At 58.5% G+C, this 26,820-nt stretch carries 30 protein-coding genes and 2 pseudogenes; 24 read left to right on the forward strand and 8 right to left on the reverse strand.

Annotated features, from left to right (window positions below; translation table 11 throughout):
* Positions 1-63 precede the first annotated feature (63 nt).
* The 5 genes from GOX73_RS19200 to GOX73_RS19220 all read left to right on the forward strand — a co-directional run bounded on the left by GOX73_RS19200 (position 64) and on the right by GOX73_RS19220 (position 4,951).
* Positions 64-1,995 (forward strand): ATP-binding protein, encoded by a 1,932-nt coding sequence (locus GOX73_RS19200; protein WP_171126664.1) that lies wholly within the window; start codon positions 64-66, stop codon positions 1,993-1,995.
* A gap of 154 nt (positions 1,996-2,149) precedes the next feature.
* Positions 2,150-2,446: a hypothetical protein gene (locus GOX73_RS19205; protein WP_171126665.1), complete on the forward strand. Its 297-nt coding sequence runs from the start codon at positions 2,150-2,152 to the stop codon at positions 2,444-2,446.
* Between the two features lie 241 nt (positions 2,447-2,687).
* Positions 2,688-4,025 (forward strand): DUF6638 family protein, encoded by a 1,338-nt coding sequence (locus tag GOX73_RS19210; RefSeq protein ID WP_171126666.1) that lies wholly within the window; start codon positions 2,688-2,690, stop codon positions 4,023-4,025.
* Positions 4,026-4,292: a hypothetical protein gene (locus GOX73_RS19215; RefSeq protein ID WP_171125914.1), complete on the forward strand. Its 267-nt coding sequence runs from the start codon at positions 4,026-4,028 to the stop codon at positions 4,290-4,292.
* Between the two features lie 11 nt (positions 4,293-4,303).
* Positions 4,304-4,951: a DUF1523 family protein gene (locus tag GOX73_RS19220; RefSeq protein WP_171125916.1), complete on the forward strand. Its 648-nt coding sequence runs from the start codon at positions 4,304-4,306 to the stop codon at positions 4,949-4,951.
* A 41-nt stretch (positions 4,952-4,992) separates the two neighbouring features.
* On the opposite strand, the pseudogene GOX73_RS20635 reads toward GOX73_RS19220, so the two are convergent.
* The 4 genes and pseudogenes from GOX73_RS20635 to GOX73_RS19235 form a co-directional block, all read right to left on the reverse strand.
* Positions 4,993-5,205: pseudogene (locus GOX73_RS20635) on the reverse strand (flagellar basal body P-ring protein FlgI); the annotation flags it as partial.
* Positions 5,206-5,353: 148 nt separating this feature from the next.
* A pseudogene (locus tag GOX73_RS20640) lies at positions 5,354-5,812 on the reverse strand (transglycosylase SLT domain-containing protein); the annotation flags it as partial.
* 73 nt (positions 5,813-5,885) lie between these two features.
* A complete protein-coding gene (locus GOX73_RS19230; protein ID WP_171125918.1) occupies positions 5,886-6,314 on the reverse strand; it encodes an Lrp/AsnC family transcriptional regulator in 429 nt (142 codons plus the stop codon).
* Positions 6,315-6,348: 34 nt separating this feature from the next.
* Complete coding sequence (locus GOX73_RS19235) at positions 6,349-7,581, reverse strand: MFS transporter (RefSeq protein WP_171126667.1); 1,233 nt, start codon at positions 7,579-7,581, stop codon at positions 6,349-6,351.
* A gap of 186 nt (positions 7,582-7,767) precedes the next feature.
* Here GOX73_RS19235 and GOX73_RS19240 point away from each other — a divergent pair, with 186 nt between their 5' ends.
* The 7 genes from GOX73_RS19240 (at position 7,768) to GOX73_RS19270 (ending at position 12,554) form a co-directional block, all read left to right on the forward strand.
* Complete coding sequence (locus tag GOX73_RS19240) at positions 7,768-8,382, forward strand: ribonuclease D (protein ID WP_171126668.1); 615 nt, start codon at positions 7,768-7,770, stop codon at positions 8,380-8,382.
* Positions 8,379-9,347 (forward strand): SIS domain-containing protein, encoded by a 969-nt coding sequence (locus tag GOX73_RS19245; RefSeq protein ID WP_171126669.1) that lies wholly within the window; start codon positions 8,379-8,381, stop codon positions 9,345-9,347. Before GOX73_RS19240 ends, GOX73_RS19245 begins: the two co-directional genes overlap by 4 nt.
* A 12-nt stretch (positions 9,348-9,359) precedes the next feature.
* Positions 9,360-9,959 (forward strand): LPS export ABC transporter periplasmic protein LptC, encoded by a 600-nt coding sequence (gene lptC, locus GOX73_RS19250; protein WP_171126670.1) that lies wholly within the window; start codon positions 9,360-9,362, stop codon positions 9,957-9,959.
* Between the two features lie 3 nt (positions 9,960-9,962).
* The gene (locus GOX73_RS19255; protein ID WP_171135066.1) at positions 9,963-10,454 is read left to right on the forward strand and encodes an LptA/OstA family protein; all 492 of its coding nucleotides are present in this window, start codon (positions 9,963-9,965) and stop codon (positions 10,452-10,454) included.
* Positions 10,454-11,212, forward strand: coding sequence for an LPS export ABC transporter ATP-binding protein (lptB, locus tag GOX73_RS19260; protein WP_171125929.1), 759 nt, complete (start codon positions 10,454-10,456; stop codon positions 11,210-11,212). Before GOX73_RS19255 ends, lptB begins: the two co-directional genes overlap by 1 nt.
* 253 nt (positions 11,213-11,465) lie before the next feature.
* The gene (gene hpf / locus GOX73_RS19265; RefSeq protein WP_171125931.1) at positions 11,466-12,029 is read left to right on the forward strand and encodes a ribosome hibernation-promoting factor, HPF/YfiA family; all 564 of its coding nucleotides are present in this window, start codon (positions 11,466-11,468) and stop codon (positions 12,027-12,029) included.
* 60 nt (positions 12,030-12,089) lie between these two features.
* On the forward strand, positions 12,090-12,554 hold the full coding sequence (locus GOX73_RS19270) for a PTS sugar transporter subunit IIA (protein WP_171126672.1): 465 nt from the start codon (positions 12,090-12,092) through the stop codon (positions 12,552-12,554).
* Positions 12,555-12,620: 66 nt separating this feature from the next.
* On the opposite strand, the gene GOX73_RS19275 is transcribed toward GOX73_RS19270, so the two are convergent.
* The gene (locus tag GOX73_RS19275) at positions 12,621-13,136 is read right to left on the reverse strand and encodes a CAP domain-containing protein (protein ID WP_171125935.1); all 516 of its coding nucleotides are present in this window, start codon (positions 13,134-13,136) and stop codon (positions 12,621-12,623) included.
* Between the two features lie 169 nt (positions 13,137-13,305).
* Between GOX73_RS19275 and GOX73_RS19280 the strand changes: the two genes are divergently transcribed.
* Together GOX73_RS19280 and GOX73_RS19285 are read left to right on the forward strand one after the other, a co-directional pair.
* Positions 13,306-13,905, forward strand: a complete 600-nt coding sequence (locus GOX73_RS19280; protein WP_171125937.1) for a L,D-transpeptidase — start codon at positions 13,306-13,308, stop codon at positions 13,903-13,905.
* A 139-nt stretch (positions 13,906-14,044) separates the two neighbouring features.
* A complete protein-coding gene (locus tag GOX73_RS19285; protein ID WP_108861641.1) occupies positions 14,045-14,227 on the forward strand; it encodes a hypothetical protein in 183 nt (60 codons plus the stop codon).
* Between the two features lie 75 nt (positions 14,228-14,302).
* Here the strand turns inward: GOX73_RS19285 and hemH are convergent, their stop codons facing one another.
* Positions 14,303-15,352 (reverse strand): ferrochelatase, encoded by a 1,050-nt coding sequence (gene hemH, locus GOX73_RS19290; RefSeq protein WP_171125938.1) that lies wholly within the window; start codon positions 15,350-15,352, stop codon positions 14,303-14,305.
* Between the two features lie 57 nt (positions 15,353-15,409).
* The gene (locus GOX73_RS19295) at positions 15,410-16,240 is read right to left on the reverse strand and encodes a methyltransferase domain-containing protein (RefSeq protein ID WP_171126673.1); all 831 of its coding nucleotides are present in this window, start codon (positions 16,238-16,240) and stop codon (positions 15,410-15,412) included.
* On the opposite strand from GOX73_RS19295, the gene GOX73_RS19300 reads away from it, so the two are divergent.
* The 4 genes from GOX73_RS19300 to GOX73_RS19315 are packed head-to-tail and all read left to right on the forward strand — an operon-like array spanning position 16,221 to position 18,567.
* Positions 16,221-16,985, forward strand: a complete 765-nt coding sequence (locus GOX73_RS19300; RefSeq protein WP_174825726.1) for a ComF family protein — start codon at positions 16,221-16,223, stop codon at positions 16,983-16,985. The genes GOX73_RS19295 and GOX73_RS19300 overlap by 20 nt on opposite strands.
* A gap of 37 nt (positions 16,986-17,022) precedes the next feature.
* The gene (gene grxC / locus GOX73_RS19305) at positions 17,023-17,280 is read left to right on the forward strand and encodes a glutaredoxin 3 (protein WP_171125942.1); all 258 of its coding nucleotides are present in this window, start codon (positions 17,023-17,025) and stop codon (positions 17,278-17,280) included.
* A complete protein-coding gene (locus GOX73_RS19310; protein ID WP_171126674.1) occupies positions 17,280-18,110 on the forward strand; it encodes a carbon-nitrogen hydrolase family protein in 831 nt (276 codons plus the stop codon). The genes grxC and GOX73_RS19310 overlap by 1 nt, the downstream gene beginning before the upstream one ends.
* Before the next feature lie 16 nt (positions 18,111-18,126).
* Positions 18,127-18,567, forward strand: coding sequence for a MarR family winged helix-turn-helix transcriptional regulator (locus tag GOX73_RS19315; RefSeq protein WP_171126675.1), 441 nt, complete (start codon positions 18,127-18,129; stop codon positions 18,565-18,567).
* 2 nt (positions 18,568-18,569) lie between these two features.
* Here the strand turns inward: GOX73_RS19315 and ubiG are convergent, their stop codons facing one another.
* Positions 18,570-19,316 carry a bifunctional 2-polyprenyl-6-hydroxyphenol methylase/3-demethylubiquinol 3-O-methyltransferase UbiG gene (ubiG, locus tag GOX73_RS19320; RefSeq protein WP_171126676.1) on the reverse strand — a complete coding sequence of 249 codons (747 nt, stop codon included), beginning with the start codon at positions 19,314-19,316 and terminating at the stop codon, positions 18,570-18,572.
* A gap of 48 nt (positions 19,317-19,364) precedes the next feature.
* On the opposite strand from ubiG, the gene pip reads away from it, so the two are divergent.
* The 6 genes from pip to infB all read left to right on the forward strand — a co-directional run bounded on the left by pip (position 19,365) and on the right by infB (position 26,645).
* Positions 19,365-20,342 (forward strand): prolyl aminopeptidase, encoded by a 978-nt coding sequence (gene pip / locus GOX73_RS19325; RefSeq protein ID WP_171126677.1) that lies wholly within the window; start codon positions 19,365-19,367, stop codon positions 20,340-20,342.
* A complete protein-coding gene (locus GOX73_RS19330) occupies positions 20,339-21,160 on the forward strand; it encodes an ABC transporter substrate-binding protein (protein ID WP_171126678.1) in 822 nt (273 codons plus the stop codon). Before pip ends, GOX73_RS19330 begins: the two co-directional genes overlap by 4 nt.
* Positions 21,161-21,307: 147 nt before the next feature.
* Entirely contained in the window at positions 21,308-21,898 is a 591-nt protein-coding gene (gene rimP, locus GOX73_RS19335) for a ribosome maturation factor RimP (protein ID WP_171126679.1), read from the forward strand.
* Positions 21,898-23,514 (forward strand): transcription termination factor NusA, encoded by a 1,617-nt coding sequence (gene nusA / locus GOX73_RS19340; RefSeq protein ID WP_171126680.1) that lies wholly within the window; start codon positions 21,898-21,900, stop codon positions 23,512-23,514. Before rimP ends, nusA begins: the two co-directional genes overlap by 1 nt.
* A 24-nt stretch (positions 23,515-23,538) precedes the next feature.
* Positions 23,539-24,162 carry an RNA-binding protein gene (locus GOX73_RS19345; protein ID WP_171126681.1) on the forward strand — a complete coding sequence of 208 codons (624 nt, stop codon included), beginning with the start codon at positions 23,539-23,541 and terminating at the stop codon, positions 24,160-24,162.
* An 8-nt stretch (positions 24,163-24,170) separates the two neighbouring features.
* Positions 24,171-26,645 carry a translation initiation factor IF-2 gene (gene infB, locus GOX73_RS19350; RefSeq protein WP_171126682.1) on the forward strand — a complete coding sequence of 825 codons (2,475 nt, stop codon included), beginning with the start codon at positions 24,171-24,173 and terminating at the stop codon, positions 26,643-26,645.
* Positions 26,646-26,820 lie beyond the last annotated feature (175 nt).

Consider the following 26,820-nt stretch of genomic DNA (forward strand, 5'->3'; position numbering starts at 1 on the left):
GGCGAAGCCCGCCCGACGGAGTTTGAGTAGGCCGGGCCTCAGCCCGGCATTGCGAGGAATAAGATGAGTTTGACGTCAGATCAGATGGAATTGCGCGAAGACGATATTCGCAAACATTATCCCGCAGCGACCGCCATGCTGAACGGGTTCGAACACGCGCCGCGGATTGCGAAACCAGTTGATGTGGCGGTCGAGCGCTCCTCGGGCGTGTCGACGGGGCGGCGTTTCCGGTCGACCACGCCGGGGCTGGTGACACGGCGCACCGCGCGCGCGGACGGAGTGCATCTGGTTGAACGGATCGAAGCCTCGGATGAGGGCGACACGCTGGTCTCGCCCCCTCAGGCCACCACGCAGCAGGCCATTCGGCGCGCCATCGCCATCGCTCTGGCCGTGGCAGAGACCTATGCCGAGCAAACTCCGCTGGCCGATCTGAAACGTGCCAACCTGGCGGGGGATCTGTCCGCCGCGCGTAAGACCGAGTTTTCCGAATTGTTGACGGCTGAAGCGTTGATCACTTCGCATACCTTCGGCAATGCCTTGGCTTATCTGATGTCTTCGCATCTGGGTGAAACCACGGTTGATCTGGGCGAGATCGAAGAAGTTCTGACCGACAATGGCCAGCTAGCCCTGCACGGTGCGCTGTGGGAGCTGGACCAAACCCTTGCCAAACATGCCCCCGACGACGCCCATCTGATCGCCGCCACCAGCGCATATGCCGAGCAATTGATGGACAAGGTCGCTCTGCGCGCGCAATCGGCTGGCCGTCTGGCCTCCTTTCAGAACGCCGCGTGGCATATCGAGGCGGATGACCTGACCATCCGGGGGTTTGACCCGGCGTCCAAGGCGAAATCCACCACCCTGACCATGACGTTCAAGAAACCGAATGAGGTGGTCGGTAACCATATCGCCAAATATCAGGCCATGAAGTTGGCCAAGATGGTTATGGCCTATGACTTCGACCGCCGCCTGAACCCGTTTGCAGAACTTGGCGGGTTCATCTTTACCTTTATGGGCGACGGTAAACCAGGCACCGGCAAGACCACCCTTATTCAGATGATGGCCGGGCTGATTTACGAGTATTGCCAGAACGCAGGCTATCCGTTCCGCTATCAGAACCTGAGCACCGACAATATCGACAGCTATCAGGGTAAATCCGGCCAGAATGCCAAGGCGTTTATCAACACGATTGTCGACCCCTCGGTCATCGGGTTCGGCACCATCGACGATATCGACCAACTGGCGGGCAAACGCGGCGACCGGCAGTCCTCGGCCGGGCAGCTGGAGATCACCGCCGTGCTGATGGAGAGCTTTGCGGGGGCCAACACCGTTGTGCGCGGCAACTGCACCTTTGGCATGTTTTCGAACTATCCCGAAAACGTAGACGACGCCCTGCGCCAGCGGGCGGGAGCTCGGTTCCTGGTGGACGGACCGCAGACGCGCGAGGATTACATCGACATCCTGCATTTGCTGATGGGCCGCAACCACGACATCCCGCTGGGCGAGCACGACGCCTATGCTGCGCAGGAAATCAAAAAGGCCGTCGCCGCCAGTTTCGAAAGCCACGCCCGCCCGCATGAGGATGCGCTTCTGCAGGTCTATGATCGGGTTTCGGGTCAGATCGGTCAGATGGACACGATCGCCAAGCTGGGCACCTACCTCAAGGCGATCCAGCAGGCGGATGAGCGGTTTACCGGTCGCGCGATCAAGAACATCACCGACGCGGTCAAGGTCCGCGCGATGGATTTCGAACTGCCCGACGAGTGGATGGAGAACCCCGACCTGTTCCTGTTCCGCGACTATGACATCAAGAAAGCCATGATCGAAGACCTGCGCCAGCCGATCACGGTCGAGATGGTGATTCAGGAAATCAACCGCTACGCCGACAGCGAGTTCCGCTATGCCGACAAGAGCGACGAGGTCGCTATCGAAAACGCGGTGCGTGAGATGGGCCGGATGGAAGAGGCCAAGCGACGCTATCTGGAGGGGAAGGGATGATGGGCAGTTTTCACCCGTCTTCAAGAGAGCGGAAACCGTTGATTGACCTGCCTTCACATTTCCTTGTCCGGGCGTTGTTCTGGTTCGTGCTCGCGATGATTTTGACCGGAGGTGCGTATGCAACAACGCATCGTCGGAAAAAGGAAGCAATGACATGACTTTAATGCTTACAATCTCTGGTCTGGCCCTTGTTTTGGGTCTGATCCTGCCCCTGCGCTGGGGCGTCTTCGGGTTTCTGGGTGCCGTAGCGGTTTTGTTCCTGACACAGTTTGGTGTGAACACAGGCGGCGGGTTCGAGGGCACCACGTGGGAGGAAACGCTGATCCTGTTTGAAGGCAGTGTGGTGTCTTATATCGGGTTCAACCTGCAAATCACCGCGCGAGCTTTTGCGTTGCCGCTGTTGGTGTTGGCGGTTGTGGTTGTTGTTCGTCTTAACAGAATGGCGAGGTGACTAACTTGAGATTGATCATCTCAGCAGCCTTATTTGCAGCCCTTTTGGCTGTATTCATGACAGTCACAATTTGTGGTCGGCAAGGGCTACTGCCTGAGAATTTCGATTTCATTCGCACGTGTGGCGCTACCGATTCATCGCGCGAAGTTTTCTTTAGCTTCTTAATGCTGGGGTGCATGTTGGGCGCGATCTTAACATCTCTGCTTGTTGTTTGGCGGTGGGTATCGAAAAGGCGAATCTCATGATCCGCCTCATCGAAAAAGGCCTGATGTTCGGCAACCTCGTCCACATCTCCAGCCCGGCTTTGGTCGAGCGGTATAATCGCGCGTTGCAGCATCTGGCGGGCAAGACTACGGCCCTGACGGACTTCCATGTTGATATTTCGGGTTACTCGCCTGAGATCGGACAAGAGTTTGAAAACCCGCTCTACCTCAATCCAAACGGGGTGAACCGGCAGTTCATCCTGCTGACGACCGAGCAGAAACGCGCGCCTTTGCTGAACGTCAAATTCTCGACCTCGCGCGATATCCTGCGTGAATTCATCGAGATGAACGAGGCGCAGCTTTTTGCCCTGACCGCCACGGATGCCGTGGCCGGAGAGTTGGTGAACTCTGTCTTTGAACTCAACACGCCTGCTGATCTGCTGAGCCTGCGCAGGATCGAGGTTGAGGCAGATACGGTCGGGGGCACCCTGCGCAAGGCTGAACAGTTGGCCGGTATGGTCGAACGTTTCAAGACCGAGGAGGACGCATGGTTTGACGATGTCCTGATCGCTCAGATGATCGAAACCGCACGGGACACCGGTGATGTGACCCGCAACCCGGTGCGCTTGCGCCATACAGCCTTTGATCGGCGCAATTTCTGGACGGCGCATTTCGGCGGGCTGTATCTGTTTGCGGATGTGGATCATCCGGCGGCGGTTTATATGGGCGACAAGCCGGACGGGTTGCCGATGGAGTATTTGCTTCACCAATTGCAGCGCAACGGGATCGCGCAGTTTCTGGAAAATAACGCGTTGGTCGAAACGATCATCGAGGCTCGTGGGCTGAACTCGGCCGCTATCTTGCAACAGAAGATGGATTTCCTGACGATCGCTGCGGCGGCAGATGCCGGTGTCGATCTGACTGGGCTGGACCGCGGCGATATGCGGCGTTTGGCGCGCAACCACTCGGATCGCTTGCCTGAGGCGTATCATGGGCTTGCCGAATTGTTGCGTTGGGCGACAGATGGCGGGCCCTGGCCGCGCATCACCTCGGATCACCCGGCCTATTTCTACACGCTGCGCGCTGCGGACACGCCCAACCGCGATCTTGTGAACATGCTGCTGGCCGAACTGGCCCCGCTGGACCCGCGTCAATTGTTCATCTGCCACAAGGAACTGTTCTACAGCACCTACAAAACCTGGCCCGAAACCAAGAAAGCCTTTGTTGCCGACTTCCTCGCGCGCGAGTATCAGGTGGACAAAGCCGGTGCGCGCGCGGCTCTGTTCGGTCACGAACCGGATATGAGCGGCGAGGACCGGGTAAGTGATGATATCATCGCGCGCGTTGGCCCCTGGGGCGCAGTAGGAAGAGGTTGAATGTTCGTCGCTCTGCGATTTTTGATCCCTTTGCTGATCATTCTGACGGTGATCTATTTTGTTCTGTCGCTTTATTCCCGTTGGGTTCGACGCGGCAAATTGATTGCGCATTGGGAAAAGAAGGGAATTACCGGTGATCGTGAAGCCTTTTTGAAGCGGGGCATGAGGCAATATGACAGGTCTTTCCGCAAGAAACTGCTGCTGGGTGTCTATGTCGTCCCGCTTGGGGCAATCGCCCTGTTGTTATATATTACAAATTTCATGTGAGGGCCGGACAGATGGTCTATGTTAAATGGGCGTTTATCATACTCTTTTGGGGGTCTGTTGCGGCAGTACTGGAGTATACTTTGCCGCAACAGGACGTTGTCCGGGTCGTCAAGACCGAGGTGCGCCGGGTCGATTTTGGCGAGAATTCGATTTTCTGGGCGCAGCAGGATACTGGTCAGGAAGGCGCGCAAACTGTCAATCGTGATGTGCGGTTCGTTGAAACGTTCCGCCCTAACGGAACCCCGCGCGTTTACCGCAACGAGGATACCGGGTGGGGATGGCCGCCCTATTTCAAGCTCGACAGCTCTAATCTGCAGGCAGAGCTGACCAATCTGGTTTCAACAGCAGCAGATCCGCAATGGGTGGTGTTGCGCCACTATGGCTGGCGCAATCAGCTTATGTCGATCTTTCCCAATGTGGTGTCGGTGCGCCCGGTAGACAGCCCGGATGTGCGATTGATCCCGTGGTTCAATATCATTTTCCTGACAGTGTTCTTTTCGATCCTCTGGGCAATTTGGGTGCGGTGGCGCAGGTTTCGGCAACGCCGTATCGACCCGATGCTTGAGAACGTGGAAGATGGGTTTTATGCCGCTGGCGACGCAATCGAAGAAAAGAGCAGCAGCTTCAGGAAATGGCTGGATACTTGGAAATCGAAATAGGGGTCGTTGGGGCGCCGTGACCTTGGCCGTGTCTGGTAAACTCAACGGACGACGAATTCCGCATGCAGGGCACCCGCGGCCTTGATCGTTTTCAAGATGTCTATCATGTCGCGCGGCGACACCCCAAGTGCGTTCAGCCCTGCCACAACCTCGGACAGCGTCGTGGCTTCGGGTATCTCTGCCAGGCCGGTGCCTTCGTCTTCTTCGATGCCGGCGATGGTTCGGGGGACCACCACGGTTTCGCCGCGTGCGAACAGGCGTCGGGATCAGCGGTGCCGCAGCGCCCAAGAGAGTATCGTTTGCTGCCAGAACGGTTTCCGGGTCGCCTTTCAGTTTGGCGCGCATTTTCCTGAACCGAGCAGAATAGGCCGCGGCCAGATCAGGTGTGCGAGAATGATACGCCCCGGCTGCGGCAGTCCAGGATCCCAGTTCAGCGTATAAGTCCTTGAGGAAGCGGGCGGCGTAGTCGGCGTTTTCCTGGGGATCGAACATGGCGTCAATGGATCGGAACGCCTTGCCGTGCCAGCGATAGTTGATTTGGAAGCATCCGATATCAAAGCTGCGTTTGCCTGCTTTGAAGATGTTGAAAACGTAAGACTTCGCCTCACCCTCGGATTTGAACCAGAAACCCCGCCCTTCGAGATTGATGGTCCATGGCCACGGGGCGAATTGACCGTCCAGTGTGCGTCCGGTTTCGACCCGAGTTATGGCGCGCAGGACGTCAGTAGGGACATCGTGTGACAGCGCTGCGCGCAGCGCCGCCCGATCACAGAGCGCTGCCGTTTGGGGGGAAGCTAAAGCTATCGCCGCTTGCGCGATGTACAACGCAAAAGCCAGTCCAAGGATCGTTCGATTGGGCATTCTGCCGGTCCGGGATTCTGATCAGTCCGGGCCAAGCTAGCTGTGCGAGGGTTTACAGACAGTTATCGGCTGTTCAGATTCGGTCGATCCTGCGCCCGAATACAACGCTGGTATTGGTCCGAAGGACGCCCGGAATCTTGGCGAGGTCATCGACCAGAATATCCAGATCCTCGATCCGGGGGGCCTCGGCCGACAGCAGCAGATCGAACTCGCCATTGATGGACAGGCAAAGTTTGACCTCAGGGTAGGCTTCCAGTCGCTTGATAATGCGCGTGGTTTCTTTCTGCTGCACTTCAAGCAAAACGACAACCTGAACGCGTGGGGCATCTTCGGGGGTATTTAGCACCACGGAGTACCCGGCGATCACGCCGCGTTCTTCCATGCGATTGATGCGCTCATGCACCGTGGTTCTTGCCACGCCAAGCTTCGCCGCGATCCGAGTGGTTGAATCGCGAGCGTTGTGTTGAAGGGCGGCGATGATGCGGCGGTCCAGTTGATCCATGGCTCAAAGGTGTAGTGCAGAGTTGCGCTGTTGCTCAAGGCTTGTGAAGGTGTTCTTTGGAAACGGCTTTCCTGTCTTCGGTGGGCCACAACAGAACCGTCAGTGCCAGTCCCAAAACCGCAGCGAACGCCATCCAGCCCAAGGCATGTGTTACTCCTTTGACCGTCATCAGCCAGCCCGCCAACGGATAAAGCACCAACCAGCAGGCATGGGATAGGGTGAACTGCGCGGCAAATACGGCCGGGCGGTCCTCGGGCGCGGCAGACCGTGTCAACAACCGGCCAGATGGCGTAAGGGTCGCCGAATATCCGAACCCGACGCAGACCCAAGTCAGGATCAGTGTCGGCAGCGTGATTTGGCCCCCAATGGACAACACTGCCCCCATCGCCATGGAAAAGGTGCCAAAGATGGCTCCTGTCAGCATGACCCTGCGATCCCAGAACCTGTTCAGCAGCGTCGGCAGGACAAATGCGGCCAGCATCGAACCGCCCCCGAATCCGGCAAGTGAAATGGCTACGGCGCTTTCCGATAAACCCAAATCGGCCCGGACGATCACGACCGTGTTCACGATGACCATCGCGCTTAGCGCGGCAGCTGCCCAGCTCAGCGCCAGTAACCCGCGCAGGCGGGGCGTCTCCAGATATAAACGGATACCGCGTGTCGTGCGGTCATAGACGCCACGGGGTCGTGTCGGTTCGGGCGAGGGCAGGACAACCGAAGTTACCAGAAGTGCCGATGCGACAAACCCAAGACCCGTTCCCCAGAACAGGCTGTCGAAACTTACGATTGTCAGCAATAGCGCGGCCAGGATCGGGCTTACCACGCTTTCAAGATCGTAAGCCAAACGCGAAAGCGACAGAGCTTCGGTATAGTCTTGCTCATCTGTAAGAACGTCCGGAATCGTCGCCTGAAAGGTCGGTGTGAATCCGGCAGAGGCAGATTGAAGGACGAAGATCAGCAAGTAGACCTGCCAGATTTCCGTTACAAAGGGCAGGCACATCGCAACGGCAGCGCGCACCACGTCCAGGGCGACCAGCATTCGCCGCCGGTCCAGCTTTTCGGCGAAAGCGGCGGCAATCGGCGCAACCACCACATAAGCGACCATTTTGATGGTCAGGGCCGTGCCAAGCACCAAACCGGCGGCCTCACCGGCAAGTTCAAACGCCAAAAGACCCAAAGCAACGGTTGCCAATCCGGTTCCGGTCAGCGCCACGATCTGTGCGGCCAGTAAATGGCGGTAAACTCGGTTTCGCAGGATGCTGAGCATCTGCAATGCCTTTCTTTTGTGCCCAATTGCTCTGACGGTGAGGTTGCCCGGTAAAGAACGCCATTTTCTAGTCAAACGCGCAAGGGGCAAGAAACATGCGCATATTGGTCGCATTCCATGGATGGCGTTGAGTTTACGGGCCAAACCTCCTATCTCGGGGGCGATACGGCACAAAGGAAGACCCCCGTGGCAAACCATCTTTATAAAAACGACCTGCCAGACGGGTTGGATATGGGCCCTGTTGTGGCCATTGACTGTGAAACCATGGGATTGAACCCGCATCGTGACCGTCTGTGTGTCATCCAGATGTCCGGGGGGGATGGTGACAGCCATATTGTGCAGGTTGAAAAAGGCCAGACCGCTGCGCCAAACCTGTGCGCCATGCTGGAAAACACCGACGTGCTGAAACTGTTCCACTTTGGCCGCTTCGACATTGCCGCGCTGTTTCATACCTTTGGCGCGCTGGCGGCACCTGTCTATTGCACCAAGATCGCCAGCCGATTGGTGCGGACCTATACCGACCGCCACGGGCTGAAGAACCTGTGTCAGGAACTCATCGGTGTTGATATCTCGAAACAACAACAGATGAGCGACTGGGGCGCGGAAAACCTGACCGAGGCGCAGTTGGAGTATGCGGCCTCGGATGTGTTGTACCTGCACCGCCTACGCGAGGCGCTGGACGGGCGTTTGGCCCGCGAAGGCCGGACCGAAATGGCTCAGGCCTGTTTTGACTTCCTGCCGATGCGTGCGAAACTCGACCTCGCCGGTTGGCCCGAAACGGATATATTTGCGCACTCATGACCGATACCGAAGCTTTCCTGAAAACCGCGCGGCAAGTCGTCACTGACGAAGCCCGCGCGTTGGATGTTCTGGCCGAAGGCCTGGACGAACAATTTGCCGAAGCTGTGCAAATGATATTGCAGGCCAAAGGCCGCATCATCATCAGCGGCATCGGAAAATCGGGTCATATTGGCCACAAGATCGCGGCAACGCTGGCCAGCACCGGCACGCCCGCCTATTTCGTGCACCCCGCCGAGGCCAGCCATGGCGATCTGGGTATGGTGTCCAAAGGCGACGTGGTTCTGGCCATCTCGAACTCGGGTGAAGCGCCCGAACTTGCGAACTTGCTGGCCTTTACACGCCGTTTTGGTATCCCGCTGATAGGTCTGTCCAGCAAACCCGAAAGTACCTTGATGACACAGGCGGATGTGCATCTGCTGATCCCGTCGATGGGCGAGGCCTGCGGGTTCGGCATGGTGCCTTCGATCTCGACCACGCTGACGTTGGCGATGGGTGATGCGCTGGCGATTGCGCTGATGAAGCATCGCGATTTCAAACCCGAGGATTTTCGCGCGTTTCATCCAGGTGGCAAATTGGGCGCCCAGTTGTCCACCGTGCGCGATCTGATGCACTCAGGCGACGCGCTGCCTCTGGTGGCGGCTGACACCGCGATGAGCGAGGCGTTGATCGTGATCAGCCAGAAAGGGTTCGGCGTCGCTGGCGTTACAGATGCGCAAGGTCAACTGACCGGTATCATCACGGATGGTGACCTGAGGCGTCACATGGACGGCCTTCTGGACAAGACCACCGCCGAAGTCATGACGGAAAGCCCGACCACGATCAGCCCCGATGCTCTGGCGGAAGAAGCTGTTGCGATCATGAACGATCACAAGATCACTTCTTTGTTCGTGGTTTCGCCTGACTCCGACGGCTCGGCCGAGGGGCTGCTGCACATTCACGACTGCCTGCGCGTCGGGCTGGGATAAGAGGGCGGATCTGTGGACAGTCATTCGCGCATGGTGCAATTCCTTAAGGTGTTGCTGCCACTGGCGGCCATCGTGCTGCTGTCCACCGTTTTCCTTTTGTCGCGCAGTATTGAAACCAACGTAACCGTGCCCTTTACGCAAAGAGATATCGAGGAACGGCTGGCAGATCAGGTCGTGACCTTGCCGAATTTTCGCGGGACCACCCGCAAGGGCGAAGAGGTTCAAATCGAAGCGACAAAGGCGACGCAGGGGACAAAAAACTCGGTTCCGACAGCGTCTGATTTCAAGGGGCGGCTTGGTCTTTCGGACGGGGGCGTGATCACGCTGGACTCAAATTCCGGGATGATCCGCCCGGACAAGAACACGGCGATCTTTGTCGGTGATGTGGTCATAATTACAACAGACGGTATCAAGGTTACGACGGACCTTTTGAATACCGCGTTGGACGAAATCCGTGGTGATACACCGGGTCAGGTCGACGGCACGGGCATAATTGGCAACTTTTCAGCGGGCCGGATGACATTTGGGACTGAAAAAAAGGACGGGCCGGTCCATATTATTTTTACAGATGGCGTCAAGTTGGTGTATGAGCCGGAAAAAGCAGAAAGATAACCTGTGTTCGATTTTCGTTTAGCCATTGCGTTTTGTGCCCTTGTAGCCGGTGCTGTTTCAGCGACTGCTCAAGAGACACAGGTCGCGTTCGGGGCCGTCAAGGCAGACCCCAGCCTGCCGGTTGAGGTGACGTCAGAAACGCTCAACGTGAATCAGGAAAACGGATCGGCCGAGTTTCAGGGCAATGTGATCGTAATCCAGGGCGAAATGCGCCTGACAGCCGAACGTGTTCTGGTCATCTACAACGAAGATCGGTCCGCGATTGAACGCATGGAGGCGACCGAGGATGTCGTTCTGGTCAGCCCGCCGGACGCTGCGGAAGGTGACTGGGCGGAATACACCATCGACTCGGGTGTGATCGTCATGAAGGGCAATGTTCTGCTGACGCAGGGGCCAAGTACGATCAGTGGCGACCAGATGAACGCGAACCTTACGACCGGTACAGCGACGATGACGGGCAACGTCAAAACCATTCTGCAGCAGGGGGCCAATTGATGGCCGGTCCGAGCCTGACTGTTGCCGAGGGCAACTCGGGCCTCAGAATTGAAAAACTGCGCAAGTCTTATCGTAAGAAAACGGTGATCCGGGACGTTTCCATGACGTTGGACCGGTCCGAAGTGGTCGCTCTGTTGGGGCCGAACGGATCAGGCAAGACGACGACATTCTATTCTGTGGCCGGTTTGGTGTTCCCCGAAGCGGGGACCGTCACGATTGACGGGCAGGTGGTCACGACTTTGCCGATGTACCGTCGCGCGCGTCTTGGGATTGGCTATCTGCCGCAGGAAATGTCGATTTTCCGTGGGATGAGTGTTGAGGACAACATCGCCTCGGTGCTGGATATCACTGTCAGTCACGCGCATCGCCGCAAGGAACGGCTGGAAGAGCTGCTGTCGGACTTTTCGATCGAACATCTGCGCCGTGCGCCCGCGCTGGCCCTGTCAGGTGGTGAGCGTCGTCGCGTCGAAATCGCGCGCTGCCTTGCAGCAGACCCCAAATATCTGCTGCTGGATGAACCCTTTGCGGGTGTTGACCCGATCAGTGTGGGGGATATCCGTCATCTGGTCGCGGATCTGAAGAAACGTGGAATCGGCGTTTTGATTACCGACCACAATGTCCGCGAAACCCTCGAGATCGTGGATCGCGCCTATATTCTGCATGACGGCCAGGTCCTTATGTCCGGCACGCCGGACGAGGTGGTCGAAAATGAAAACGTGCGCCGCGTCTATTTGGGCGAAAATTTCCGAATTTCATAGGTTTGCGCAGGTCTGTGCCGACTGCATGGCGGAAATCGCGTATATACACACCTGTTTTGATTGACTCTTCCGCCGTCTCTTGCCTCAATTGGGGTATGGCATTTCTACGGTTCAATTCTGGATCACGATGCCCCTTCCCTGAAGGGTGCGCGGTTCGGTTACTGCGGAAATTGTCGATACCCCCCACCCGATAATCAACAAGCGCGTCGCGATTTGCGGCGTCAGAATGGGTGTGAATTGTGAAGGAGATCACATGCGTTACCAAATTAGCGGAAAACAGATCGACATCGGTGAAGCACTTCAGACCCATGTGCAGACCGAACTTGGCGAGGTGGTGGGTAAATATGCCCAGCGTCCGACCGATGCCAATGTCGTCTTTTCCCGTTCTGCGCATGAATATGTGTGCGAAACTACCGTGCATCTTTCCACCGGCCTGACGGCTCAGGCCAAAGCCCACGCAACTGAAATCTACGCAGCTTTTGAGGCTTGCTGCGACAAGATGGAAACACAATTGCGCCGTTACAAGCGCCGTTTGAAGGACCACCACAAGGATCGGGCCGAGCCGGTTGAACTCTTTGGAGCATCCTCTTATATCCTCGCCTCTGACGAATCGGAGTCGGCTGACGAACCCGAATCTCTGCAGCCGATGATCGTGGCTGAGATGGAGACCAAGATCCCATCGCTGAGTGTTGGTGAAGCCGTAATGCAGATGGAACTGGCTGGTGCCCCTGTGCTGGTGTTCCGGAATGAAAACAAGGACGGATTGAACGTCGTGTACCGTCGGGACGACGGGAATATCGGCTGGATCGATCCGTAACAGGCAAGAATAGCAAGGCTAGCCCCTGCATTAGCGGGGGCATTGCCGTGGAGCGTGATCATGGAGCTTTCGAGCATACTAAAGCCCGAAGCAGTACGTGTTTTGTCCGCCGCTTCCAGTAAGAAGCGGTTGTTTCAGGAAATCGGCGATATTGCGGCCGGGATTCTGGGACTTGAAGCGCAAACAGTTGTGGACAGTTTGCTGGAACGTGAAAGCCTTGGGCCGACGGGTGTTGGGCATGGCGTGGCCTTGCCGCATGCTCGTCTGAACGAAGTCGAAGAGGTGTCCGGGGCTTTTGTCATGCTGGAAAAGCCGATTGATTTTGGCTCGGTTGACCGGCAGCCCGTCGATATCGCGTTTGCGCTTTTTGCGCCGGAAGAGGCCGGTGTCGATCACCTGAAGGCCCTTGCTCTGGTATCTAGAACGCTGCGGGACACTGCGGTTTGCGCCAAGCTTCGGGCCAATCCCGATCCGGTCAAGCTTTATGCGATCTTGACCGAGGCACAGTCGATGCAAGCGGCATAAGCCACTGACAAACAATAAAAAAGCCCCCGATTTTCGGGGGCTTTCTTTTTTGGCTGGATTGGCGTCTTAGCCGCCGGTTCCCATTTCCAGGGTCCACCAGATTTTGCCGCCATTTTCCTGATGCCAGGCAAAGCCCATCTGTGTGGCTTTCGGGTCCATGATCACGGACCGCGGACCCGGCTCCTGCATCCATGCGGCCAGCGTCTCGGTCTCGGTCTCGTAGGTCTCCGAGATCGCTTCGCCCAGGAAAGTACCGAAATACCCCACGCGTGCGGCGCGGTCGATTGGCGATGAACCGTCTGATCCGAAGTGCCATGGCCGGTTCTGGCGCGCCATGTCCTTGGAATGAGTCGCCGCAGCCGCGTTAAGCTGCGAGTTCAACTGCACAGATTGCAGCCCCGACGCCTGACGCAGCGCGTTCACCGAATCAAGCATCCGGAACTGCAACTTTTCCGGGTTTCCGCGAATCTTGTAAACCGTCGGCAGCGGGCGACCATCCGACCCATAGGTTGGGGTGCTGCTGGGGGTGCACGCTGCCAGCGCAACGAAGCAAACGAAAAGTAATGAAATAATACGCGTCATGGCCGACCTGATGATTGTGATGCCTTACGGCATAGCGCGCCCGACTGACTTGGGCAAACCTGCAAAAGCTGATTCTCGCGTGATTCTGCCGGTTTGATTTGCGAATGAGGTATTCTGGCAATAAAATGCGTTAGATTTTCAACTTTGGTTTAGCAAAGGACCGCCTGATATGGTCAAGAAGCTCATTCCCTCGACGACCCGCCGTGGATTTTTAACCGGCGCTTCGGCTGTTTTAGCCTCGCCCGCGATCGCGCAGTACATCCCCGGTGATCCGCTCCGTCCTGCGCCGGAACCTGAACCGCAGGTCCGTAGAAACGTTTCGGGCTTCCGTGCGCTGGATTGGCAGCCTTATTTCTCGAACACGCGGAACGGGGCCATTCTGGTCGATACGGTATCACGCGCGCTGCATTATTGGTCAGATGATCAATCGGTCTACAAACTCTATCCGTCTTCGGTGCCTCTGACCGAGGAATTAACGCGCCGTGGCCGCACAAGTGTCATCCGCAAGGTTGAAGGACCAAGCTGGTCACCAACGCCATCCATGAAAAAAAGAAATCCAGAATGGCCGGACTACATCCCTCCGGGGCCGGATAACCCGTTGGGAACGCACGCTTTGTATCTAAGCTGGAAGTACTATCGGATTCACGGCACACATGACACACGTAAAATCGGACGCAGATCATCCAACGGATGCATCGGTCTGTTTAACGAGGATATTGCCGAGTTGTTTTCAATGGCGAACGTAGGTACGCAAGTGTTGCTTATTTGACGACATTTCCGCGCACGAACCCGCTTTTGGCGCAAGTTCCATTTGCATTCCAGTCGGATAGCTGATTAGAAAAAAACACGAGGTAAGTCTTGGGTGTGCGGTTTCAATATATGAAACCGTGCGTATTCTGGAGGTTAATATGAAGAAACTCGTTCTCGCCGCTGCACTGACCGCTGCTGCATCGACCGCTTATGCTGGCAACCTGGAAGAGCCGGTTGTTGAAGCACCTGTTGTTGTCGAAGAAACTCAGGGTTCGTCGCAGGGCATCATCCTGCCGCTGGTCCTGCTGGTTGTGGTTGCCGCAGCTGTTGCAGCAAGCTAATTCGACGAGCGCAATACAAAGAAAAGGCGGTGGAGTTTTCCACCGCCTTTTTTTATGCCCAAGGGCCGGGGCGAATTAGTCCAACCAGCCTTTCAGATTGTCTTCGATCACTTTGCCAAGCGCAGCGATGTGCGAATCGTCATCGTTCAGGCAGGGTATATAGGTAAAGGTCTCGCCGCCGGCCTCTTCAAAGCTTTCTTTGATCTCTTCGTTGATCTCCTCCAGCGTTTCGATGCAATCGGCGGAAAACGCCGGAGCGATGACGGCAATATTCTTCTTACCCTGCCGCGCCAACTCAGCAACATGATCGACTGTATAGGGTTTCAGCCATTCTTCCGGCCCGAACCGGGATTGGAATGTCGAGACAAGCTGGTCATCCTGCCATCCCAGACGCTCTTTCAAAAGCCGGGTCGTTTTCGCGCATTGGCAGTGATACGGATCGCCCTGCTGCAGATAGCGTTCCGGCATCCCGTGGTAGGAACAGACCAGAATATCTGGTTTGGTTTCCATCGCGGCATAGGCGTTCTGGACTGAACCGGCCAAGGCGTCGATATAGGCGGGTTCGTCGAAATAGGCGGGAACGGTGCGTGACGCAGGCTGCCACGCTTCTTCCATCAGCGCGCGAAAGAACTGATCGTTTGCCGTGGCGGTCGTCGCGCCTGCATATTGCGGATAGAGCGGGAAGAACAGGATGCGGTCACAGCCTGCCGCCGCCATCTCATGCACCTTGGACTTGGTCGAAGGGTTGCCGTAGCGCATGCAGAAATCCACCATCACCTGATCGCCATAACGTGCCTGCATCGCCTCGCGCAGCTTGGCCGTCTGATCCTTGGTGATCGTCATCAGCGGGCTTTCACCCTTGTCGTGGTTCCAGATCGACTTGTACGCCTCACCCGAGCTAAAAGGCCGCTTGGTCAGGATGATACCTTGCAGGATCGGCTGCCATTTCCATTTCGGATAGTCGATGACGCGCTGATCCGACAGGAACTCGTTCAAATAGCGACGCATTGGCCAATAGCTGTAATCGTCCGGGGTGCCCAGATTGGCCAAAAGAATACCGACGCGGCCCATTTTGACCTTCGGGTGGTCGTCGGGGGCATGAGCGGGGCGGGTGGCGTCAAACATGGGATGCTTCCTGAAATCGTCGTGTTTCGGGCTGAGATAAACGGAATTAGCCCGCCGTCAATCGGACAGTTTGCCTTCTTTTGTTCCCAGTGCGTCGGCAAGGCGCGCTTGTGCCGATCCGGGGCGCAGGGGTTTTTGCTGGCTTTCATCGGGCGACCAACCGGTCAAACAGATCAATTCGAAAGTTGTCGCCAGACGACCCTGCGGGGTTGCGAAATTTTCGGCATAGATGTCTTGCGCCCGTCCAAAGACCTGCCGTCGGGTGGGGTGCTTTAACCTCTCGGACAGGCTGTTGGTCTCTCCCATCGCGCGCAGATCGTGCATCAGGTGGACTATGTCGCGGTATTCCGCAGTCAGGCGCGCGGTATCGGCGACAGGCAGAGCGAAACCCGCCCGTTGCAGCAATCCGCCCAGATCGCGCAACTCACCCATCGGGGCAATGCGCGGGCTGAGGCCGCCGGTGACCTCGATCTCGGCCTTCCCCAGGGATGTGCGCAGCTCGTGCAGGGTTTCCCCACCCAGACACGCAACCAGCAACAGCCCGTCGGGTTTAAGCGCGCGATGGCACTGAATCAGTTGCCCGACCGGATCGTTAGCCCAGTGCAACGCCATTGCGTGTACCACCAGATCGTGCGCGCCGGGCGTCAGCCGCAAAACATCTTCATCGGCAACGATATGCGCTTTGGGCAACACACCCTGCCAAACATGCGCAAAGGGCGTCACGATCGCCGGGGCGGTAAAGCTTTTGTTAACCATGGAGAGGCGATCCTGCACCTCGTCAATCGCGGCGCGGTGCAAAAACAATGCGTCGTCTTGCGCGCGGGCGCGATGCTTTGTCAGGGCAAAGCGGTCAAACAAAGAGGGTGCATTGGAGACAGGCAGCTTCATAAGGGGCAACTATCGCATCTGGCCGCGGATTCAAACCGCCGTCCAATTGATCTATCCGCCGCGCTGTCTGGGATGCGGCGCGCTGACAGAATCGGACTTTGCCCTGTGCGGACCCTGCTGGAGTGACACGCCATTTATCGGGGGCACCGTCTGCGAAAGCTGCGGCGTCCCCTTGCCCGGTGATCCGGACGGGCACCGGATTGAATGCGATGACTGCATGAAGGTTTCCCGGCCGTGGCGGGATGGGCGTTCCGCTCTTTTATACAAAGGCAGGGCGCGGGCGCTGATATTGGCGCTGAAACATGGTGACCGCTCGGAACTGGCGCGCCCGGCGGCGCGATGGATGGTGCAGGCAGGGCGTGACTTGTTTCGTGACAACATGCTGCTCGCTCCGGTGCCGCTGCATTGGACCAGATTGTTAAAACGGCGATACAACCAATCCGCTTTGTTGGCGCACCACGTGGGGCGGGAAACCGGATTTCAGGTGTGTCCCGACCTTTTGGTTCGGCCCGTCCGAACTCCGATTCTGGATGGAAAAACTGCAGCGGAACGCGCGCGGACATTGGAAGACGTGATTGTTGCGCATCCCAAGCGGCGGCACCGGATGCAGGGGCGGGATGTCCTGCTGGTCGACGACGTGATGACGTCCGGCGCGACGCTGTCCGCTTGTGCAAGTGTCTGCCTTGCATCTGGCGCAAATCATATTTTCGTGTTGACCCTAGCGCGCGTTGCCAAGGATGCCTAATTCGTCGAAGATTACTTGAAACCCCAAGGGACGAATTATGAAACCTGTTGAAATCTATACCTCTCCGCTATGCGGCTTTTGCCACGCGGCCAAACGACTGCTGAAACAGAAAGGCGTTGAGTTCAAAGAAGTCGATGTTTTGATACACCCCAAACGCAAGCCCGAGATGATCAAGCGCGCTGGTGGTAAACGCACCGTGCCACAGATTTTCATCGGCACGCAGCACGTGGGTGGCTGCGACGATCTTTATGAGTTGGAGCGTCAGGGCAAGCTGGACCGGCTTCTGGCCGCGTGATGCTGACTGCGCTGCTGCAGGTCACCTCGTCGGATGATCCGTCCGAAAATCTGAAGATGGTGCGCGCCCTGATGACCGAGGCGGCCGAACAGGGCGCGCAGTTCATCCTCACCCCCGAGGTAACGAACTGCGTCTCGACCTCGACAACGCGGCAGCGTGAAGTATTGCAGCACGAAGAAGATGACCTGACGCTGGCCGGGCTGCGCGGTCACGCGCAGGCGCTGGGCGTATGGCTGTTGATCGGCTCGCTGGCGGTCAAAACTCAAGACGCGGACGGGCGTTTTGCCAACCGTTCCATCATGATCGACCCGCAGGGGCAGATCGTTGCGCGGTATGACAAGATCCACATGTTTGACGTGCAGGTCACAGAGACCGAGACTTATCGGGAATCTCGAAACTACCGCCCCGGCGACCGGGCCGTGATTGCCGAGACAGACTTCGGCAAAGTTGGCCTGACCGTTTGCTACGATATCCGCTTTCCCCACCTCTATGCGGCGCTGGCTCAGGCTGGTGCGCGCATCTTGACTGTTCCTGCGGCGTTTTCCCCAGTTACGGGGGCTGCACATTGGGAATCGCTGTTGCGTGCCCGGGCGATTGAAAACGGCGCTTGGGTGCTGGCACCGGCCCAAACCGGAGAGCATCCCAAAATCCGTGGCAGAACGCGCTATACCTACGGTCACAGCATGGTCGTCGCCCCGTGGGGAGAGGTCATCATCGACGCAGGTACCGATCCGGGCATTCACATTTTTGATTTGGATGATAGTTCTGTGTCAGAGGCGCGCCGCCGCGTGCCTTCATTGACGCACCTGCGGGCTTTTGACGGCCCCTGACCCAGAGCCGGACCCAATGACGGACGACACCAATGCCCTTGCGGTCACACTTTTCAGTGAGATCCTGACCGCCGACCAGCTATTGCGCAACCGGCTGAGCCGAGTGCTGCCCAAGGGCATGGAAATCTCGCATTTCTCGGTGCTGAACCATCTGGCCTATGCCGGAGGAGAACGGACACCCGCGCAACTCGCCAGCACCTTCCACGTGACCCGAGGCGCGATGACCAACACATTGGCCAAGCTGGAATGGGCCGGATACATCCACATCCGCCCCGACTGGGACGACGCCCGCCGCAAAATGGTCGCGATCAGCCCTGCCGGCCGCCGCGCCCGCGATCAGGCGATTTCCTCTATCGCCCCGCTGATTAACCGTGTGGTTGGAGAGCTGGGGTTGGAGCGTGTCCGCGGCACGCTGCCCGTGTTGAGGGATTTGCGGTTGCAGTTGGAGGGGGAGTAAGCTCAGCCCGCCTTCACACTCGCCGTCACATAATTCACGCTTAAATCCCGGTCCGAGATCGACCAGCTCCACAGAATCGGGTTGAAGACGAAGCCCTTGCGGTCGACCGGGTCCAGCCCGGATTGGCGCAGCAGGTCGAACAGCTCGTCGGGGGTGATGAACTTGTTCCATTCATGCGTGCCGCGCGGCAGCCAGCGCATGACGACCTCGGCCCCGAAAATGGCCATCGCATAGGATTTCGGGTTGCGGTTGATGGTCGAGCAGATCAGCAACCCACCCGGTTTCAGCAGTTGTTGCGAGGCGGTCAGGAAGCCCAATGGATCGGCTACGTGCTCGACCACTTCCATGTTCAACACGACGTCGAATTGTTCGCCCGCAGCGGCCATGTCCTCGGCTCTGGTGTGGCGATAGTCGATCTCAAGTCCCGATTGTTCGGCATGGATACGGGCGACGGGTAGGTTGCCCTCGGCGGCGTCGGCGCCCACGACCGTCGCGCCCAAACGCGCCATCGGCTCGCTTAAAAGCCCGCCGCCGCAGCCGATATCCAGCAGGCGCAGGCCTTCGAATGGTTTCGCGGTCGTCGGGTCACGGTCAAATTCACCCGCAATCTGTTGTGTGATATAATCCAGACGGCACGGATTCAGCATGTGCAGCGGTTTGAATTTCCCATGGGGATCCCACCATTCAGCCGCCATCGCCTCGAATTTTGCGATCTCGGACGGGTCCACCGTGTTCGGATGCGCTTGCATTCCTGTCTCCGTGTGCTCTTTTACGATTAAAGACTATATAGGGCCCTAATGGATAAGTACCCGGACCAAAAGCGCGCAGTTCAATATCTGTACCCGCCGATCGACCCGTTCGATCAGCGAATGGTCGATGTAGGCGATGGGCACCGTATTTATATGGAGCAATGCGGCAATCCCGAGGGGCTGCCGGTTGTCGTGTTGCATGGTGGCCCCGGTGGCGGATGTAGCCCGGCGATGCGGCGGTATTTTGATCCGCGCGTGTTTCGGGTGATTCTGTTTGATCAGCGCGGGTGTGGCCGGTCGCGGCCTCATGCCTCGGTGGTGGATAATACGACGTGGGATCTGGTGGATGACATCGAACGCCTGCGGACTCTGCTGGATATCGACGATTGGACGGTGTTTGGCGGCAGTTGGGGCGCGACGCTAGCGTTGGTCTATGCGCAGGCGTATCCGGACCGGGTGAACCGGCTGGTGCTGCGCGGTGTGTTTCTGGCCACGCAGGCCGAACTGGATTGGTTCTATGGCGGCGGCGCGGGCAAGTTCTGGCCCGAGCAATGGGCAAAATTCACCGCTCTGCTGACCGAGGATGAGTTGTCGGACACGATAGGCGCCTATCACAAACGCCTGTTCTCGGGCGATCGGGCGACGGAAATCCTGTATGCGCGGGCGTGGTCGGCGTGGGAGAACGCGCTGGCCTCGATCCATTCGCACGGGTCGACGGGTGAAAGCCCCGGCGAATACGCGCGCGCCTTTGCACGGCTTGAGAATCACTATTTCACGCACAGTGCCTTTTTTGAGAAGGACGGGCAGATTTTGGATCAGATGCACCGGATCGCCCATATCCCCGGCCATATTGTTCAGGGGCGGTATGACATGATCTGCCCGCCGCAGGCCGCGTGGTCCTTGGCGGAACGCTGGCCCAATGCCGAGCTCAAGATGGTGCGACAGGCAGGCCATGCCCTGTCCGAGCCGGGCATCAGCGCCGAGTTGGTGCGTATCATGGACCGCGTGGCGGAGGGCATCGCATGACCCGCATGGACCGTCGTGCCTTGTTTGCTTCGGGTGCAGCAGCGGCTCTGCTGGCAGCAACCGGCGCGTCATTGGCCAACACGCCCAAGTCCGGCGGAACGCTGCGATTGGCCGTGCCCCGGGACGAAAGCCTTGAACAGGTGGCGCGTGGCGCTGTGTTCGACACGCTGACCGAGATCGCGCCGGATGGCACGTTGCGCGCGGAATTGGCGACAGGCTGGCAAACCGATGCGAACGCGCGGGTTTGGCGTTTCGATCTGCGCCCTGGTGTTCTGTTCCATGATGAGGCCCCGTTGGACGTTGCCGACGTTATTGCCGTGCTGGAACAGGTCGGGCGTGTTGAGGCCACCTCGCCCTTATCCCTGCGGCTAGAACTGGCGGAAGCTAATCCGGGCCTGCCGTTTCTGCTGGCAGACAGTCGATTTGTCATAACGCGCAATGGGCAAGACGTAACGCCATTGCGCGCGGCCAACGGCACCGGATGTTACCGGGTCGAGCGCGCCGAAGACGGGCGGCATTTATTGGGGCGCAAAGTCGCCGGTCACTATAAAAGCGGTCAGGCGGGCTGGGTCGATGCGCTGGAAGTTATCGTGATCCCTGATGCGCGTGTTCGGGCTGAGGCTTTGCGGGATGGCTATGTGGACGTCACAGCTCTGCCCGCGCAGGACGATTTAAGGGGGCAACGCGGTTTGCGCTTTTTCCCAAGCGAGACGGATATGGCGCTGGCCGTGGCCGCTCGTGTCGGAATGCCGGGTCAGGTCGGACAGGCGCGTGCCCTGGACGACGGGCGCATCGCCGAGCGGTGGTGGCTGGCTTAATTCCCGCCGGGGGTTGCAGACTCGGGAAACCCTGCGTATATGCAGTTCCAACAGCGGCGCGTTGGACTTCTGGTTCAAAGCTCCACCGGAAAGTACGACGGGCCGCGCGCCCGTTTTTTTGTGCCCGATTGAAGGGTAGAGACCCGAATGACAAACGACCTGATAGCCAAAGCTGCCATTGACCGGCGACTTGCCGAGATCATAACCCCCGTGATCGAGGATCTGGGGTATGAGTTGGTTCGCATCCGTTTGATGAGCGGTAAGTTGACCACGCTGCAGATCATGGCGGACAAGCCCGATGGCGGCATCGAAGTGGATGATTGCGCCGAGATTTCCAACGCGGTCAGCGCCACGCTAGACGTCGAGGACCCGATCCTTGACGCTTATACGCTTGAGGTGTCCAGCCCCGGCATCGACCGCCCTCTGACCCGTCTGAAGGATTTTGAGACCTTCGAAGGGTATGAGGCCAAGATCGAGACCGCTGAACTGATCGACGGCCGCCGCCGGTTTAAGGGCGAATTGGCCGGGATCGAAGGGGATGAGGTTCTGATCAATATCCCCGAAGGGTCCGAGACAATCACCATTGGTCTGCAATTCGACTGGCTGAGCGATGCCAAGCTGGTCCTGACCGATGATCTGATCAAGGAAATGCTGCGCCAGCGCAAAGATGCCGGTGCCCTGAACGAAAACGCTTTCGACGAGATTGAGACCGAAGGGTCCGAAGAGGAGACGAACTGATGGCAATCACCTCAGCCAACCAGCTGGAGCTGCTGCAGACCGCCGAGGCCGTGGCCCGCGAAAAGATGATCGACCCCGGTCTGGTTGTCGAAGCGATGGAAGAATCGCTCGCCCGTGCCGCCAAGAGCCGCTACGGCGCTGAGATGGACATCCGCGTGTCGATCGACCGCAAGACCGGCAAGGCGACCTTTACCCGCGTCCGCACCGTGGTCGAGGATGAAGAGCTGGAAAACTATCAGGCCGAGTTCACTGTCGAGCAAGCCAAGCAATACATGGAAAACCCTGAGGTCGGTGACGTCTTCGTCGAAGAAGTCCCGCCGGTTGAAATGGGCCGGATCGCGGCGCAATCTGCCAAGCAGGTGATCCTGCAAAAGGTCCGCGAAGCCGAGCGTGACCGTCAGTACGAAGAATTCAAGGATCGCGCAGGCACCATCATCAACGGTGCGGTCAAGCGCGAGGAATTCGGCAATGTCATCGTCGATCTGGGTGGAGCCGAGGCCGTTCTGCGCCGCAATGACAAGATCGGCCGTGAAAGCTATCGTCCCAACGACCGCGTGCGCGCCTACATCAAAGAGGTTCGCCGCGAGGTCCGTGGCCACCAGATCTTCCTGTCGCGCACCGCGCCGGAATTCATGGCTGAGCTGTTCAAGATGGAAGTGCCGGAAATCTATGACGGCATCATCGAAGTCAAAGCTGTGGCCCGTGACCCCGGTTCGCGCGCCAAGATTGCCGTGATTTCGTATGACGGTTCGATCGACCCCGTCGGTGCCTGCGTTGGTATGCGCGGCAGCCGCGTGCAGGCCGTTGTGAACGAACTGCAGGGTGAAAAGATCGACATCATCCCGTGGAATGAAGATCAGCCGACCTTCCTGGTGAACGCGCTGCAACCCGCCGAGGTTTCCAAGGTGGTTCTGGACGAAGAGGCCGGCAAGATCGAAGTGGTTGTGCCCGAGGAACAGCTGTCTCTGGCTATCGGCCGTCGCGGTCAGAACGTGCGTCTGGCCAGTCAGCTGACCGGCCTGGACATCGACATCATGACCGAGGCCGAAGAATCGGCGCGTCGTCAGAAAGAATTCGAAGCCCGCACTCAGTTGTTCATGGACAGCCTGGATCTGGACGAATTCTTCGCGCAGTTGCTGGTTTCTGAAGGGTTCACAAACCTCGAAGAAGTTGCCTATGTCGAGCTGGACGAGCTGCTGGTCATCGACGGTGTTGACGAAGGCACCGCGAAGGAACTGCAGACCCGGGCTCGTGAATTCCTGGAAGCTCAGGCCAAGGCGGCGTTGGATGCTGCCCGTGCGCTGGGTGCCGAGGACAGCCTTATTGAATTCGAAGGCCTCACACCCCAGATGGTAGAAGCGCTGGCCAAGGATGACGTGAAGACGTTGGAAGACTTCGCCACGTGCGCCGACTGGGAACTGGCCGGTGGCTGGACCACGGTCGACGGCGAGCGCATCAAGGATGACGGTGTTCTGGAACCTTTTGGCATTACGCTGGAAGAAGCGCAGGATTTGGTCATGACCGCCCGCATCATGCTGGGCTGGGTCGATCCGGCCGAGCTGGAGCAGGCCGAAGAAGAGGTCGAAGGCGAAGCTGACGAGGAGGCCGAGGCCTGATCTCAGGGCCTCGGGGTGGCGTGAATGGGTTGCGGTGGCGTCCATAAGGATCGGTCGGAAGGCCCCGAGCGCAAGTGCATCGCCACGGGCGAGGTTCAGCCAAAATACGGGTTGATCCGCTTTGTGATGGGGCCGGATGGTCAGGTCTTTCCCGATGTTGCGGCAAAATTGCCGGGGCGTGGGGTCTATGTAGCGGCGGATCGCGCCGCGCTGGATAAGGCCGTCGGCAAAAAGCTGTTCTCGCGCGGGTTCAAGGCGCAGGCAACGGCGCAGACGGACCTGGCTGACGAGGTTGAAAAACAAGTCGCGCGGCGGGTGATCGAACTGATCAGCCTGGCGCGTAAGTCCGGCGACGCAGTCGCGGGATATGAAAAGGTCAAGACGTGGCTGGACCGGGAAGAGGCTCAGGTACTGATTCAGGCCTCTGATGGATCGGGGCGCGGCAAGTCGAAACTCAGCACGCCGCACTTCGGAAAATACATCGGTTGGCTGACAGCGGATGAATTAGGGGCGGCATTTGGGCGCCAAACCGTGATTCATGCGGCGCTGGCCTCTGGCGGACTCGCCAAACGTGTTGTAGAGGAAGCGCAGCGCCTGCGTGGCTTGCGCGAAACGGATGACGGCGGCAAGGGCCGCTCGGAAGGGTAAGAAGCTTTATGAGCGATAGTGACGGCAAAAAGACATTGGGTCTTCGTGGCGGGGCACGCCCCGGAAATGTGAAACAGAGTTTCAGCCACGGACGCACCAAGAATGTCGTGGTGGAAACCAAACGCAAACGCGTGGTGGTCCCCAAGCCGGGTGCCGGAAAGCCGGGTGGCGGTGCAACGCCCTCGGGTGATCCGTCGCGCCGTCCTGCCGGGATTTCCGACGCGGAAATGGCACGCCGGATGAAGGCGCTGCAAGCTGCCAAGGCGCGTGAGGCTGAAGAAGCCGCCGCTCGCGAAGCGCAGGAAAAGGCGCGTGAAGAAGAACGCGCCCGCCGCCGTGCCGAACAGGAGGCCAAGGAACACGAACAGCGCGAGGCCGAAGAACGTGCCCGCGCCAAGGCCGAGGAAGAAGAGCGCAAGCGCAAAGAGGCGGAAGAAGCCGCCAAGCGCGCTGCCGCCGCCCCCGCGCCCGAAGAACCCAAAGCCGCGCGCAGCCCGGCCAGCAAGCCTGCGCCTGCTGCCGCTCCGCGCAAGCAAGACCGCGAACGCGAACAGCGCGGTCGTGGCAAGGGCCGTGACGATAACCGCCGCTCGGGCAAGCTGACACTGGGTCAGGCCACCGGCGGCGAAGGCAACCGTCAACGCTCGATGGCGTCGATGAAGCGCAAGCAGGAGCGCGCGCGTCAGAAAGCCATGGGTGCCCCGGTCGAGCGGGAAAAGGTGATCCGTGACGTACAGTTGCCCGAGGCGATCATGGTTTCGGAATTGGCCAACCGTATGGCCGAGCGTGTGGCGGATGTAGTCAAATCGCTGATGCAGATGGGCATGATGGTCACGCAGAACCAGACCATCGACGCCGATACTGCCGAGCTGATCATCGAAGAATTTGGCCATAAGGTCACCCGTGTCTCTGATTCGGATGTTGAAGACGTCATCAAAGAGGTCGAAGACAGCGATGACGAACTGCAGCCGCGTCCGCCGGTCATCACCATCATGGGTCACGTTGACCACGGCAAAACCTCGCTGTTGGACGCGATCCGTGACGCACGCGTTGTGGCGGGTGAGGCCGGGGGCATCACCCAGCACATCGGCGCCTATCAGGTGAAAACCGATGGCGGCACCACGCTAACCTTCCTGGATACGCCGGGCCACGCGGCCTTTACCTCGATGCGTTCGCGCGGGGCTCAGGTCACGGATATCGTGGTTCTGGTGGTCGCTGCCGATGACGCGGTGATGCCGCAGACCATCGAGGCGATCAACCACGCCAAGGCCGCCGAAGTGCCGATGATCGTGGCGATCAACAAGATCGACAAGCCCGAAGCCAACCCCGACAAAGTGCGCACCGACCTGCTGCAGCATGAGGTGATCGTCGAGAAGATGTCGGGTGAGGTTCAGGATGTTGAGGTCTCGGCCGTCACCGGTCAGGGCCTGGACGAACTGCTGGAAGCCATCGCGCTGCAGGCCGAGATTCTGGAATTGAAAGCCAACCCCGATCGCGCCGCCCAGGGTGCCGTGATCGAGGCGCAGTTGGACGTGGGCCGTGGCCCCGTCGCCACCGTTCTGGTTCAGAACGGCACACTGCGTCAGGGTGATATCTTCGTTGTGGGTGAGCAATACGGTAAGGTCCGTGCGCTGATCAACGACAAGGGCGACCGCGTGAAAGAGGCCGGCCCCTCGGTTCCGGTCGAGGTTCTGGGTCTGAATGGTACGCCCGAAGCTGGTGACGTTCTGAACGTGACCGAGACCGAAGCGCAAGCGCGTGAGATCGCGGAATACCGTGAGCAAGCCGCCAAGGACAAACGCGCCGCCGCTGGTGCTGCGACCACCCTTGAGCAACTGATGCAGAAGGCGAAAGAAGACGAGAACGTGGCCGAGTTGCCGATCCTCGTCAAAGCTGACGTGCAGGGTTCTGCCGAGGCCATCGTTCAGGCGATGGAGAAAATCGGCAACGACGAAGTCCGCGTGCGCGTTCTGCACTCGGGCGTGGGTGCGATCACCGAAACGGATATCGGCCTGGCCGAAGCCTCGGGTGCCCCTGTCATGGGCTTCAACGTCCGTGCCAACGCATCAGCGCGGAACACCGCGAACCAGAAGGGTGTCGAGATTCGCTATTACTCGGTGATCTATGACCTGGTGGACGACGTGAAAGCCGCCGCATCGGGCCTACTGAGCGCCGAGATCCGCGAGAAGTTCATCGGCTACGCCGAGATCCGCGAAGTCTTCAAGGTCACCGGTGTCGGCAAGGTTGCCGGCTGTCTGGTCACCGAAGGTGTGGCGCGTCGTTCGGCAGGCGTGCGCCTGCTGCGCGACAACGTGGTGATCCACGAAGGCACGCTGAAAACGCTGAAGCGCTTCAAGGACGAAGTGGCCGAGGTTCAGTCGGGTCAGGAATGCGGTATGGCGTTCGAAAACTACGACGATATCCGCGCCGGCGACGTGATCGAAATCTTCGAGCGCGAAGAGGTCACGCGGACGCTGGATTGATCCGAGTGCTAAAAGAGAGAATAAAAAAGCGGTCCCATTGGGCCGTTTTTTTTGGCTTTTGTTAAGTTTCAATGACTGCTATGCGGACAAAGCAGAAATCGCTCGGTCACTAAAAAACCTCAGGCGGCTTAGCCAAAGGTCCCCAAGTTTCAGGGTCTGGTAGACCGACACTTGA

The organism is Ruegeria sp. HKCCD7221, assembly GCF_013031225.1.
In the GTDB taxonomy this organism is placed as follows: Bacteria; Pseudomonadota; Alphaproteobacteria; order Rhodobacterales; family Rhodobacteraceae; genus Ruegeria.